8 protein-coding genes are annotated in these 14,246 nt (G+C 33.3%); 3 read left to right on the top strand and 5 right to left on the bottom strand.

Translation table 11 applies throughout. The features are described from left to right. Positions 1–4: 4 nt before the first annotated feature. The 4 genes from pbpC to MBM09_RS01180 all read right to left on the bottom strand — a co-directional run bounded on the left by pbpC (position 5) and on the right by MBM09_RS01180 (position 9,510). Positions 5–2,353 carry a penicillin-binding protein 1C gene (gene pbpC / locus MBM09_RS01195; protein WP_238675024.1) on the bottom strand — a complete coding sequence of 783 codons (2,349 nt, stop codon included), beginning with the start codon at positions 2,351–2,353 and terminating at the stop codon, positions 5–7. Positions 2,354–2,440: 87 nt separating this feature from the next. After that, a complete protein-coding gene (locus MBM09_RS01190) occupies positions 2,441–2,749 on the bottom strand; it encodes an antibiotic biosynthesis monooxygenase (RefSeq protein WP_238675023.1) in 309 nt (102 codons plus the stop codon). A gap of 8 nt (positions 2,750–2,757) precedes the next feature. After that, positions 2,758–8,337 (bottom strand): alpha-2-macroglobulin, encoded by a 5,580-nt coding sequence (locus MBM09_RS01185; protein ID WP_238675022.1) that lies wholly within the window; start codon positions 8,335–8,337, stop codon positions 2,758–2,760. Positions 8,338–8,460: 123 nt separating this feature from the next. After that, positions 8,461–9,510, bottom strand: a complete 1,050-nt coding sequence (locus MBM09_RS01180) for an isoaspartyl peptidase/L-asparaginase family protein (protein WP_238675021.1) — start codon at positions 9,508–9,510, stop codon at positions 8,461–8,463. 121 nt (positions 9,511–9,631) lie between these two features. Here MBM09_RS01180 and MBM09_RS01175 point away from each other — a divergent pair, with 121 nt between their 5' ends. The 3 genes from MBM09_RS01175 (at position 9,632) to MBM09_RS01165 (ending at position 12,880) form a co-directional block, all read left to right on the top strand. Continuing rightward, complete coding sequence (locus MBM09_RS01175) at positions 9,632–11,185, top strand: aldehyde dehydrogenase family protein (RefSeq protein WP_238675020.1); 1,554 nt, start codon at positions 9,632–9,634, stop codon at positions 11,183–11,185. A gap of 182 nt (positions 11,186–11,367) precedes the next feature. Next, positions 11,368–12,303, top strand: a complete 936-nt coding sequence (locus MBM09_RS01170) for an OmpA family protein (protein WP_238675019.1) — start codon at positions 11,368–11,370, stop codon at positions 12,301–12,303. 28 nt (positions 12,304–12,331) lie between these two features. Next, positions 12,332–12,880 carry a hypothetical protein gene (locus MBM09_RS01165; protein WP_238675018.1) on the top strand — a complete coding sequence of 183 codons (549 nt, stop codon included), beginning with the start codon at positions 12,332–12,334 and terminating at the stop codon, positions 12,878–12,880. 202 nt (positions 12,881–13,082) lie between these two features. Here MBM09_RS01165 and MBM09_RS01160 read toward each other — a convergent pair whose 3' ends face one another. Further along, the gene (locus MBM09_RS01160; protein ID WP_238675017.1) at positions 13,083–14,216 is read right to left on the bottom strand and encodes an ATP-binding protein; all 1,134 of its coding nucleotides are present in this window, start codon (positions 14,214–14,216) and stop codon (positions 13,083–13,085) included. Positions 14,217–14,246: the final 30 nt, after the last annotated feature.

The raw sequence follows: 14,246 nt of genomic DNA, 5'->3' as shown, positions 1-14,246 counted from the left end.
ATCTTTAGTTTAAAGCCTTTATTTTTTGTTTAGTTTCATTGCCAAACTCATCAATAACTGTTATGAGGTGTTCGCCTATTTTTGGAATAATAGCTAAGTCGTGAATATTCTTTGTTGAACCAATATAGATGTTATCCAAATACCAAAATATAGTAGACTCTGGTTTTGAATGTGCAACCTTTAAAATGAGTTCATTGGTTTTACCGTTAAAATCTTTTGGAAGAAAAATAGTTGTTGTTTCTTTTGGGTAAATAAATTGCATTGAAGTTGTGTTTTTACCTATACAATCTAATCTAAATCTTGGTAAAGGTTTATAAAAAGGATTTTTAGTTTTGTAATAATGTTCCATTAAAGGAGGCAAAACAAACCACGATTTATGACTAATATCATTCACATTTTCACAAGAAGAATTAACTTGAAATTGCTGATTTTTATCTAAATGAATCAACACATGATAAGGACAAGGTTTAGTTTTTAATCCACTTAATTGAATAAATTCTAATTGCTTTTCTTCACAATTTTCAGTTGTTCTGTATCCGCTTTTACTGCATATTTCTACTTCTTGCATCTCATCAAATGGTTTTGCAAACCAATCGCTATTTGGGAGTAAATCAAAAACATCAAACAATATTGGAGCTGCAGCTTGTATACCAACTAAACCTGGTCGTCCTTCGCCATCAGCATTTCCAACCCAAACACCAACCACATAATCTTTAGTAGTTCCAATAGCCCAAGCATCACGAAAACCAAAACTAGTTCCTGTTTTCCATGCAATTTGTTTGGAATCATCAAAAAACTCCCAATTGTCATCACCTTCTGGTCTGTTTACTTTTTTTAAGCTTTCATAAGTTAAGTAAATAGAAGCGGCATCAAATAGTGTTTTGCCAGTTGTTTTCTTTCCAAAATCTATGTTTTCTGAAGTTAAAAAAGTAGGTTCACAAAATTCATTTTTAAAATATTCACTAGACGATTCTGAAAAATGATTTAAGGTTGAAGACAATGCCGCATAACTTTTACATAAATCCCAAAGGTTACTTTCTGCGCCTCCTAAAACCAGTGATAAACCATAATGATTGGCATTATATTTCAAATCTTTAAGTTGTAAGGCTTTTAAATAATGATGAAATCTATCCAAACCAAATTCTTGCAACATTCTAACAGCAGGAACATTTAACGAGCGCGATAAAGCACGACTAGCAGGAACAGCGCCATCGTATTCTTTATTATAATTTTCAGGGTTATAACTTCCAAATTGTGTAGGTGTATCTTCAACTAAAGTATTTGGCAAAATATCACCAGAGTCTAACATGGCTGCATATAAAAAAGGTTTTAAAATGCTGCCTGTACTTCTGGGTTTGTCAATAACATCTACATCTTTTTGATGCGCTTTATCTGTTGGCGAATTTCCAACATAGGTTAAAACTTGTCGTGTATTAACATCTAAAATTAAAACCGAAATGTTATAAATTTCATTTTGTTTTAAAAGGTTGTAATGATTTTTAACAATGGTGTTTGTTTGTTCTTGAAGTCTTTTTTTAATAGTTGTTTGAATACGTTTTCCAGAATGTACTTGAGAAACTTTTTGTAATAAATGCGGAGCAATTTGCGGTAAAGCATAAGGTTTTTGTGGTAACCCTTCAGCAATTGATAATTGGTATGTAAGTGAGTCAATTATTTGATTTCCTAAAAGTTTATTTAGTAATCTGTTCCGCTTTACTAATAAACGTTCTTGATTTTTACCAGGGTAAATTAGGCTTGGAGCATTTGGCAAAACTGCTAATGTGGCGCTTTCTGCCCAAGATAATTCGGTGGCATTTCTATTAAAATAACGCCACGACGCAGCATCTAATCCAACTACATTTCCTCCAAAAGGCGCATTGCTGCTATAATATGATAATATTTTGTCTTTGGAAGTTCTTAGCTCCAGTCGCGTAGCGAGAATGATTTCTTTTATTTTTTCAAAGTAAGTTCTAGGTTTTCCTTTTCTGGATAAACGAATAACTTGTTGTGTTAAAGTACTTCCACCACGTTTTACTTTGTTAGATTTTAAATTATCTCGTAAGGCTTTAAATATGGAAATAGGGTTAAATCCAGGGTGTTTGTAAAAATATTCGTCTTCAAACTGAATGATACAGGTTTTAAATTTCTCTGGAATGCTATCGTTTTGCGGAAATCGCCACTGTCCATCTTTCGCAATTTGAGCTCCTAGTAATTCGTTATTAGAACTCGTAATAACAGTTGCCGTTGGATCTTTGAAGAGTTGTTTGGGTAAACAGAAATAATAGGTAATTAACAATAAAGCCAGAATAATTGACTTTATTTTGTGATGTTTTATATAGGCTATAATTTTCAACTTTTATTTGAAACGTCATTGCGAGTAAGACGAAGCAATCTGTTCAATTTAAAAGATTACTACGTCGTTTCACTCCTCGTAATGACACTAGTTATTAAATTCATACTCACGCTCAACCTTACAAATCTTTACATTGTACCAACTGTACCAATATGTTCGCCCTTTTAGTTGTGCCTTTAAATGCTCACTTTGTTGTTTCCAGTTTTTAATGGCTTCTATGCTTTCCCAATAGCTAACTGTAATTCCAACGTCTTCTCTAGCACTATCCATTCCTAAATAACCAGGTTGCTGTTTTGCTAGATTTTCCATTTTTAGGGCCATTTCAGCATAACCAGTTATATTTTCTTTTTGTGTTGAAGTGAAAATAACGGCGTAATAGGTTTTAAAATCTTTCATAAGGTATTTCATTTTTGAATTTCAATCCAACGTCCTTTAGTTCTTACCAAAAACTCATTATCGTACATGGCTTCTGTTTGAATGCCTGGTAAATAATACGTTCCAAGATACGAAGCATTTAGCATGACGTTAAATGTTTTGGTGTCGTATTTCCCTTTTTTAGATAAATCGAAATAGAAATTCACTCTGTCGTCTCTAATATCTGTAAATCGAGCCTGACTTGTTGTGGCCTCACCAAAATCGGTAAAACGGGTGTTTACAATTTCCCATCCTGATGGGAATATTTGTGTTAAAGCCACATCGTTCACATTTTCATTTTTAAGATTACTCACTTTAACGGTTGCTACAAAATCTTGACCTTGTTGTAGCTTAGAGACATCAATATTGTTTCCTTTTAAATCTTTATAAACTACAGAAGCACTTAAACCACGTTGCTCAGTTAATTCCTCACCTAAAGGCAATTTTCCTGAGTTTAGCACACGAACATAAACCACATTATCTTGATTGTTTTTAAAGCTAAGTGTATTGTTTCCATCCAGAACATTTAAATCGCGTTGTGCAATGGCGCTTTTTGTATCTATAGTTTCCGTTTTACCGTTAAATGTATAATTCAGTTTCACAGATTTTCCACCATTAGCTTCAACCATTTTTGCCATGGCTAACAAACTATACGCAGTGGTTTGTGTGCTCATCCAACGGTTACTAGATAAATCTTTAGCCATAGTTTGGGCCAATTCTCTAACGCGATTATCTTTAGTAAGTACCATAGTTTCTAATGCCATCGCACGATTTCTATCTACCGAACCATAAGTGTAATAATTATATTTTGGAGGAATGAAATTTATGTTTGCCGATTTAGAAATATTATCGCTCGCTTCTTTTTGTCCAGCTAAAGCATAAGCAGCAGCTAAACGCCATTTTGCTTCATTTGATATTTCGGTGAATTCACGTAATCTGTTCATAGCCGCTAAATCTGGACTTCCTGCAAGTGCTAAAGTATATAATCTATAGGCTTGTGCTAAATCGGAATTATAGGTTTTATAACTTGGTCTCCAATTTTGAGCAGCTTGTTTTTGATATTGAATCCAATTACTTTTAAAAGATAGTGGTAACACAAAACCTTTTTTCTCGGCTTCAATCATTAAATGTCCTGCGTAGCTTGTAGACCAGTCGTTAGCTGTGTTTTCGCCAATCCAATAGCTCATACCTCCATTTGGTCTTTGAAAATGGCCTAAACGTTTAATGCCATTTTCAATATTTTGCTGAATTTCCTGTTTCTTATCAAAGGTTAAATCGAAAATATCATTCAAATATAATTGCGGAAAAACGCTTGATGTAGTTTGTTCTAAGCAACCATGAGGATATTGAATTAAGTATTGTAAACGACGTGAAAAATCCATTGGCGGCATGGTTGAAAACTCCACAGTTGCTGAATTTGAACCAACAACACCAAAGGTTGAAAAATCTAGAGTTTCAGAGGCATTGGCTTCTAAATTTTTATCTAATGCTATGGATGAAATTGGGTTAGGATTGATCACATCCAACTCGACTTTGTATGTCGATTTTTCTCCATTTCCAGACGCTATAACTTCAACAGTATTTATGCCTTTTGCTTTACTAACATCTAATTCAAAATACACCATTTGTTCATCGGGTTTATTAAATGACAATGATTTAGTTTGATCACCAACAATGGAGATTCCGTTACTTAGTTTTAGGCTAATGCTTACATTTTTTACATTAGGCTCCATAGCAAAAACGGTTACCGGAAGTGTTACTTTTTCACCAGGGCTTAATTTCCGCGGAAGCGTAGCTAAAACCATTAAAGGCTTTTTAACTTCAACCGATTTATCTGTGCTTCCATAAGCTTCATTTGTATTGTTTCCAGCAACAACCATAGTACGAACTGCTCCAATATAATTTGGCATTTTAATTTTATGCGATTTTCTATCTCCAGCACCCAAAGTAAAAGGTCCTAAATAGGTGACTACAGGTTTAAAACGATTGGCTTTTTTGTTTTTTCCTGCCGCCGCATTTCCATCTCCACCAATAGCAAATACCTGATCGATACTTCCAGAATACGCGCCAATAACATCATCAAAAATATCCCAGGTTTTTACGCCTAAAGCTTCACGCTTATAAAATTCGTTCCAGGCATTTGGCGTTTTAAAGCGTGTAAGATCCAGCAAGCCCTCTTCAACCATAGCAATAGTATAAGTCATTGGTTTTTTGTTTTTCTCTGAAACAAACACTTCAAATTCCTGTTCTGGACGCAATACACTTGGCATACGTATTTCTGGTTCTAATTTGGTATTTGGGTCTTCTATCAATATTGGAATAACGCCATAAAGTCTAATTGGTAAATCGTTTGCTGTGATAGCGTGAGGTTGCAATAGTGAAATATTGATAAACACATTTGGAGCCATTTCTGGTGTTATAGGAATGCTTACTGTGGTTTCACCTTGCGTTGTTTTTACCCATTTGTAATCTAAAACTTCTATGCCATTTTCTATGCTTAGTAAAGCGCGACCTTCGTTTCCTGAAGGGAAAGTTATTTTTGCAGTCTCGCCAACATTATAATGTTCTTTATCTGCTGAAAACGCTAATATTTTAGCTGCTTCTTTATCGCCAGAAGGCATATACCAGTTTTTATAGAAATAAGCTGTTCGACCTGTAGCATGACCACTTACAGGATCTGAAACTCGTATTAAAAAGCGACCACGTTCTGCATCTGGAATATTTAAGTTGAAAGATGCTTTTCCGTTAGCATCTGTGTTTACTTTCAAGCTTTTAAATGGTCTGTGATAGCTACTTGATGCATAAGTTGCTAAATCGTCGTAAGAGGAATTCCACCACCAGCGCCATTCAATTTTATAGATTTTAACTTCTAAATTATTTCTTTTGATAGGTTTGCCGTTAGCATCAACCACAACGACATCAAAAGTTTGATTTTCATCTGTAAAAAAAGAACCATACGCATTGCCTTTTGGCGAACGCATTCCAACAAATGAAGCATATGGTGCATAGGGTTTTGTGAAAGCATTCATGGAGAAATCGCCTCCATTTTCAAACGCACGAACCAAAAATTGCACATTTAACATGCCTGGAGCGTTTTTACCAACTTCCAGTTTATTGTTAATGTTTGCTAAGCCTTCTTCGTTTACTTTGCCTTCAAAAACATTGATTTCTTCAGTATCAAATTTTCGTGAAGGGTCGTTAAACACATAGTCTTTATAATTTTTAAAACTGGTGTATGAAGTGCTAAATTTGGCTTTAATTTCTGCTTTCAAATTTTTCCCTGGCGCTCCATGAAGCCATTTTACATTTAAAGTTCCTTTTAAAGGTTCTGTGTTTGTGAGGATTTCATTTTCAAAATCGACTTTAATTTTTAAACGATTGGGTTTAACCGTTTCAATTTTTAAGTCTTTATAAAACGTTGCGCCACCAACCGAAACTTTAGCATTGTAGTTTCCTGTTATGTCTTCGGTAGACGTAGAAACTGTGAATTTGAAAAAGTTATTAATGTTATCTGATGTTACTTTTTTGTAGACTAATTTTCCGTTTGGATCTGTAATTTCAAGTTTTACAGGATGATTTTTTGGAAGCTTATTTGCATTGTCATTTAGCATAAAAGTTAAATGCAATGAATCTCCTGGTCGCCAAACACCACGCTCACCATAAATGTAGCCTTTAAGTCCGCGTTGTAATCGGTTTCCAGAGACATCGAATTTACTTAGAGATAACGAATTTCCATCCAATAGTTTAATGTAACTCGTGTTATTTCCTTTGGAAACAATAGCAAAAGCTGCTTGATTATTGGCATCAATTGTTATTAAACCTTCTGCATTTGTGACAACAGAATTAATTTCTTGCTGCTGAAAATTAAATAATTTAACAGTTGCATTTACTACAGGATTTGTGGTTAAAATGTCTGTAACCGCAAAATAATAAGAGTTATTTGCGCCTTGTTTTGCAATAACACCCAAATTTGAAGCTAGTAAGTTTTGCGATACAATTCGGTTTTCATTGTAATACGCTTCATGGCATGGGTTATCGCGTTCGCGCCAATTGTAACTGTAATTTCTGTATCTGTAGATTAAATTATCCCAGTATTCTTCTTCACGTAAATCTTCATCTTCGGTATTGCTTTCTGTGTAGTTTTCTTGGTAGTAATAATCATCTTCGTAATAATCATCCTCGTAGTAATCTTCATTATCTTCAGAGTTTGTTATGTTTTGATTTGCATCACAATTGTAAAGTGAATACTCTTTTTTAAAGCTTAATTCTATTCTGTAAATAGCACCAGGATCAGCTTTAAAATACTTGGATAAATCGATGCTGTAAGCTTTCCATTTGCCTGTGTTTTCTACGGCATTATCAATTAACCTAATGGTTTGTTTTGCAATACGACGACCAACTCGTTTTATAGCATTTTCGTTATTACTGCTTAGGTTGTTGTCTTGTAAAAATTGAAGAATATTATCTTCAAAAATCTTAATAACACGTACATCAACAGCTTTTAGGTTCACTGCTTCAAAGTTAAAATTAAGGTCTTGGGAATTTGGTAGAATGGTTCCGTTACTAATTAATCGAACTTGAGGTTTTAACTCTTCAAACGAAATGGTTTCAGAAAATTGTTTTTTAAGTTTATAGCCTTCAGTGTTCTTAATGCCTTGAAATATATCAACCAAAATATTACCAATTAATTTTGTATCTGGATATACTTTTAACACATTGCCATCTACAACATATTTTGGGTTTTTTATATTTTGAATGGTAACCAATCCATCAAAATTTTGTTGCTTTTTTAAAGGATCGGAAAAGTTGATGGATAAGTATTGTTCTGGTGCCTGAATTACATCAATTTTTGTGATGGTGAAATTGTTTTTCCCAGGAATTACTACTATGTTTTCACCAGAATTGTCTGCTTTTATAGCTTTCCCGTTCCACTTTACAAGAATCTCGCTATCTTCAACAAAACGATTAATACTATCAATTTTAAATTCAAATGCTTTGGCGTTTTTAAAAGATTCATTCCATTGGATGCTTAGTTTCTTGTCTTTTTGTGAGGCTTCAATAAGTTGTTTTGCATTGTCAAGCGAAATGATGTCGGCCGATTTTAAAACACCTTCCAAATATTGCCACTCCTTGCTGTAGGATTGCAAGTTATTGGTAACAACATTAAAGTTGGGTTTTATGGTTTTAAATTGAAACGTGTAATTTTTAAATTCTGAAGGTAAGTTTTTATAAATTTTAGTGAGTTTTACAACAACAGTATATTCGGTATCTGGTTCTAAAGGTTCGTCAGGAATAAAATTTAAACTATGTTTATTATTAACTAAGAGTTTGCCAGAAACATGGGGTTTTATACTTAAAATATCTTCTGTAATTTCTTGATTAAGTTCCCAACCTTCAACATCGTTTGCTAAATTGATAACTATGGGGTCTGCAACTGAAACGTTACCAGAAGTTGTATAGCTTATGTAATCTCTAAATTTAAATAGGTTGTCGGTTTCTATAGTTTTCTTTTTACAAGATGCGGCTAATATTAGTATTAACAAGAGGTAAAGAAGTTTTTTTAGAGACATAATAGTGATGAATTAAATTGAAAATGAACTAGCAAAAGAAAGCGAATAATGTTTCTTGTTAATAGACTTACGTTTAGGTTTTTGAGTTTAGGTTTCAGGGTTCTGTTAAATTGTTCTTAAAACTCAATCGTTATACATGCCAATATATAATTCTCCAGCATCATTCATAGTTGCTCTAAACATTCCAGGAGTGTTAAATTCCATAACCATATTTCCATTTTTGTCAATGGCAATAATGCCACCATTACCTTTTCCATCACCAATTTTAGGTAATTTATTTTGTATCACTTCTTTGGCAGCTTCATTTAAAGATAATCCTTTGTAATCCATAAGAGCCGAAATATCATAAGCTACCAAACCTCTTATAAAATATTCGCCCCAACCTGTGCTAGATACTGCACAAGTATTATTATTTGCGTATGTTCCTGCACCAATTATAGGCGAATCGCCAATACGTCCCCAACGTTTATTAGTCATGCCGCCTGTTGAGGTTCCGGCAGCTAGATTACCGTGTTTATCTAAAGCAGCACAACCAACGGTACCAAATTTTGAGTTCTTTATTTCTGGATCATAAAAAACGGAGACTTTATCTTTTTCTGAATTCTTAACACGTTCTAAAGATTTTAGTTTGCTTTCTGTTGAAAAATAACTTGGATTAACAATTTCCAAACCCTGTTCTTCAGCAAAAGTTTCTGCGCCTCTTCCAGAAAGCATAACATGTGGCGAATTATCCATAACAACACGTGCTAAGTTTATAGGGTTTTTTACAGTTTGTGTTCCAGATGAGGCACCTGCATTTAGTGTTTTTCCATCCATGATTGATGCGTCATGTTCGTTTCTTCCTTCATGAGTAAAAACGGCACCTCTTCCTGAGTTAAATAAAGGAGAATCTTCTAATACATTTATTGTTTTTTCAACAGCATCTAGACTCGTTCCTCCGTTTTTTAAAATATTGTAACCTACTTTAATAGCTTCTTCAAGTTTTTGAGTGTATTCAGCTTCTTTTTCAGGTGACATGCTTTCTCTATTTATATAACCTGCACCACCATGAATAACTATAGAAAATTCTGCTTTTTTTGACTCAACCTGAGTGTCTTCAAGGTTTATTTTAGATTCATTTTTACATGAAGTAATAACAAACAAAACGGCAAAAATTAAAGCTAGGTTTTTCATAAGATTTTAAATTAATTACAGCATTAAAGTTAACGGTTTTATCATTATCAAACTTTAATAAAAACGACTTTTTATTAGTATATTCGCAAATAATTTCAACATAATTAATAAATCAATAATAATGGAAGCAGCAGCAATAGATTTTGGAATTGATAAAGCTCTTAAAACTTTAGGTGTTAAAGCTATAAATGAAGGCACTTCTACAGGCTCAAATAATTTTTCCAATGGAGATATTATAGAATCTTATTCTCCTGTAGACGGACAATTAATAGGGAAAGTAAAAACGACGACTAAAGAAGATTATGAAAAAGTAATGGAAGCTGCAACATCGGCTTTTAAAACATGGAGAACAATGCCTGCGCCACAACGTGGTGAAATTGTACGTCAGTTTGGTGAAAAACTAAGAGAGAAAAAAGAAGCTTTAGGAAAGTTGGTTTCTTATGAAATGGGAAAATCTTATCAAGAAGGTTTAGGAGAAGTACAAGAAATGATTGATATCTGCGATTTTGCAGTAGGTTTGTCTCGCCAACTTCATGGATTAACTATGCATAGTGAACGTCCAGGACACAGAATGTATGAACAATATCATCCTTTAGGTGTAGTTGGAATTATTTCTGCATTTAATTTTCCAGTAGCTGTTTGGGCGTGGAATACAGCTTTGGCTTGGGTTTGTGGTGATGTTTGCGTTTGGAAACCTAGTGAAAAAGCACCAATGTGCGGAATCGCTTGTCAAAATATAGCGGCCGAAGTTTTTGCAGAGAATAATTTACCAGAAGGTATCTCGTGTTTAATTAATGGCGACTACAGAGTTGGTGAATTTATGACTAAAGATAAACGTGTGCCTTTAATCTCTGCAACAGGAAGTACAAGAATGGGTAAAATTGTTGCACAAGAAGTTGCAGAACGTTTAGGGAAAAGTTTATTAGAATTAGGAGGAAATAATGCGATTATAGTAACACCAGATGCAGACATAAAAATGACTGTTATTGGAGCTGTTTTTGGCGCGGTAGGAACTTGCGGACAACGTTGTACGTCTACACGTCGATTAATTATTCATGAATCTATTTATGATAAAGTAAAAAATGCAGTAGTTGATGCTTACAAACAATTGCGTATTGGAAATCCGTTAGATGAAAATAATCACGTTGGGCCATTAATAGATAAAGATGCAGTTAAAATGTATCAACATGCTTTAGAAAAAGTTGTTGAAGAAGGTGGAAATATTGTTGTTGAAGGCGGTGTACTTTCTGGTGAAGGTTATGAAAGTGGTTGTTATGTAAAACCAGCAATTGCTGAAGCTCAACCTCACTATGAAATTGTTCAGCATGAAACATTTGCTCCGGTATTGTATTTATTAAAATACTCTGGCGGTGTTGAAAATGCTATCGATATTCAAAATGAAGTGGCTCAAGGATTATCATCTGCAATTATGACAAATAACTTACGTGAAGCAGAAAGGTTCTTATCTGTTCAAGGGTCTGATTGTGGAATTGCCAACGTAAATATTGGAACTTCTGGTGCCGAAATTGGTGGTGCTTTTGGTGGCGAAAAAGAAACAGGTGGCGGTCGTGAGTCTGGAAGCGATGCTTGGAAAGTATATATGAGACGTCAAACCAATACCATTAATTATACAACAGAATTGCCCTTAGCACAAGGAATAAAATTCGATTTGTAGATAATATTTATTTCTTAAAAAAAGAGCCATATCAATAGATGTGGCTTTTTTTTGTTTTAAAAACAAAGATAGTTTCGTTGAAAAGCATATATGTGACTTTTTTAACAACAGTGTTTCTAATTATTTATACAAGGCGTTAATTTTTTTAATATCTTGTAAGATATAACTTAAACACTAACCATATGAGTAAAAAAACATCCTATCTTCTAGGAATTTTAATTACCATTATTATTGGAACATTATTATATTGTTACCTGTGTGACAGTTGTCACTGTTTTCCAGGTCAAGAAGCATCTGCTCCGGTAGAAAATAATAATAATGTAGTTGAAGCTCCTGAAGTAAAGCAAGTCACAAAAAATGCATTTATGATTTCTGATGCAAATGGTGATTTTAATATTGAAACGAACGACAACTTCAATTTTAAAACCTCAAACTTCTCGATTTTAGAACCAATTTCAGAAAAAATAACTGAAGGGACTTTAAAGTTAAAAGACTATTTAACAAACAGTTCTTTAAAGGCTGTAAATATTACAGGTTATTATAGAAGCGATGAAACTAACAATTCTGCTTATCCAAATCTAGGTTTGGCAAGAGCTAATTCAGTAAAAAATTATTTAGTTTCTCAAGGTATTTCTTCAAAACAAATTAACACTAATGGCGAGTTAAATGATGATATTAACCCTGATGATGAAAGCACACTTTATGGACCATTAAAATTTGGTGTTTTAACCTTAAAAGAAGGTGAAAAAGACGAAGCTTTAGAGGCAGCATGTGAAGACATTAGAAAAAATCCTTTAGTACTTCATTTTAATACAGGTCAGGCACAAATAAATTTAACAACAGAACAGCGTCAAAAAATAGCTAATATCTCCAACTGTGTGGATCATTTGGGAGTAAAAGTGCAAATTGTTGGGCATACCGATAATACTGGTAATGCTGAAAATAATGTTGTTTTAGGACAAAACAGAGCAGATTTTGCTAAAACTTATTTAGTAAGTAATGGTATTTTAGAAAGTAATATTGAAACGTCATCAAAAGGGCCATACGAACCTATAGCAGATAATAATACTGAAGAAGGTCGTAAGGAGAACAGACGAACTGTAATAACAATTAACTAATTAACAAACTTAAAAAACATATAAAATTATGAATTGGTGTATATTAATCCCATTACTTGTAGGTGCTATTTGTGCACTTTTAGGATACTTATTAGGAAAGCTTTTAGGAGGCGGAAATCATGATGATTGTAACGATAGAATTGCAAAATTAGAAGCAGAATTAACGGCTTGTAAGGCTAGCAAGAAAGTTTCGCCGGTATCTTCTGGTTCAACTGGTTCAACTGGTTCGGCAAGTTCGTCGGGAATAGCATCGTCTTTTGCTGCAAGTGCACCCTTAATTGCTTTTGATGCTGCAGCAGCTAAAGCAGCTTATGGTAAAAAAATAAAAGAGAATGATTTAACAGTTGTTGAAGGCATTGGCCCAAAAATCCAAGGGTTATTTCATGATCATGATGTAAAAACTTGGAAAGCATTATCTGAATGTAGTATAGATAAATGTCAAACTGTATTAGATAGTGGTGGAAGTCGTTATAGAATACATAACCCAGGCACATGGCCAAAACAAGCTAAATTAGCTTATGAAGGTAAATGGGCTGAATTATTAAAATTACAAGATGAATTAGATGGTGGGAAATAACCATTTAAATAAATAAATATAAAAAAGCCGTTTCGTATTGAGAAATGGCTTTTTTATATTTTATGCATAATAAAAAAACCTTGTCGCAATGCCGAATTTTTCGGGAGGACAAGGTTTATATCTTAAAAAGATTAATAGCATTACAAAGATGTAATATTTCAGTTTATTAAGTGTAGTCTGTTAGTTAAATTAAAGTTAAGTTTTAGCTGTATTTCACTTTTCTTAAAATTCGTACTGATTCTTTGTAAAGGTTGTAATACTCTTCACTATAATTTTTTAAAAAGGGTTTTATTTCATTCAATTTATTAACCGCGTCATGAAATAAATTGAGATAGCAAATTAAGTAAGTAGCGGGTAAGTTTTTCAAGTCTACTTCTTCTCTTTTGGTAAGAGCTAATCCTTTTTTTAATTTTTCTAAAATGGTATTGTTTGCATTATAAATATGATATAGAACTTTTTTATCATATTGTGGTGGTTCAAATAGTAGCTTCGTGTCTATATTATAATTCGCATTATTTTCAAACTTAATAATGGTTTCTTCCAGCGGATAGTATTTGTTTGAGCCTTGAAGTCCAAGATTAACATATTCGATAATTTTAAAATTATCATCGTCAATAAAAATAGAAACCTCATCTAGTGCAGAAAAAAACAAACGAACCTGCTCGTTTATAAGCTCTATATCAACTCTTGAAAAGAAAATTTTATCTTTTACAACCTTTTTTTGTCCTGCCCAACACACCACAAAGTATTCTTTAAACACTTTGTATTGTGCATTATAATCTTTACGCTTATTCATAAAATCAATAACACCGTCTAGCGTGTATTCAATATTATTTTGGGCATGACTTTCTATAGCTTCTACTATTTTAGAATTGACATCTTTAATTTCAATATCAAACACTTTAGGCATACTCATACTGCCATCTCTAAAAAACACTGAACCTCCATAATATTTCCATATGTTTTTTCTAAGCGAGGTTAACCCATCAATAGCTCGAATAGTTACTAAACCAACAACTTTGTCGTCTGGTAAATGAGGAAACGGAATATTTTCATACTGAACAATAGGCGGATTGGTTAAATAGGCATTGATGAGGTTTTGTATTTTGCTATCATCAAAAAAATCGACTCCAATAATATTATTGTCTTCATCTTCTACGCCAATAACTATATAGGAGTTGTTTTTTGGGTTACTGTTTGAAAGCGCGCAAATGTGTTTTAGAAATTTGGCTTTGCCTTCTTTATGGCTAATATCAATTTTTCGCTTTTTGTCATAAAAGCTGTTTTCATCGTTATGAGCTAAAAGGTGTTTTATAAGAAGGCGTTTGTTAATCATAGCTTTATTCCTGAGAAGGCAGGAATCTTA

The sequence above is a fragment of the Flaviramulus sp. BrNp1-15 genome (genome assembly GCF_022259695.1).
In the GTDB taxonomy this organism is placed as follows: domain Bacteria; phylum Bacteroidota; class Bacteroidia; order Flavobacteriales; family Flavobacteriaceae; genus BrNp1-15.
The sequence above is the reverse complement of the archived record's forward strand: the minus strand, read 5'-3'. Positions and strand labels throughout refer to the sequence as shown.

What these genes read in the sequence shown, in the direction of transcription:
- MBM09_RS01175 (WP_238675020.1), top strand. Translation starts at nt 9,632, where the DNA reads ATGGAAGCAGCAGCAATAGATTTTGGAATTGATAAAGCTCTTAAAACT.
- MBM09_RS01185 (WP_238675022.1), bottom strand. Translation starts at nt 8,337, where the DNA reads ATGTCTCTAAAAAAACTTCTTTACCTCTTGTTAATACTAATATTAGCC.
- MBM09_RS01170 (WP_238675019.1), top strand. Translation starts at nt 11,368, where the DNA reads ATGAGTAAAAAAACATCCTATCTTCTAGGAATTTTAATTACCATTATT.
- MBM09_RS01165 (WP_238675018.1), top strand. Translation starts at nt 12,332, where the DNA reads ATGAATTGGTGTATATTAATCCCATTACTTGTAGGTGCTATTTGTGCA.
- MBM09_RS01180 (WP_238675021.1), bottom strand. Translation starts at nt 9,510, where the DNA reads ATGAAAAACCTAGCTTTAATTTTTGCCGTTTTGTTTGTTATTACTTCA.
- MBM09_RS01190 (WP_238675023.1), bottom strand. Translation starts at nt 2,749, where the DNA reads ATGAAAGATTTTAAAACCTATTACGCCGTTATTTTCACTTCAACACAA.
- MBM09_RS01160 (WP_238675017.1), bottom strand. Translation starts at nt 14,216, where the DNA reads ATGATTAACAAACGCCTTCTTATAAAACACCTTTTAGCTCATAACGAT.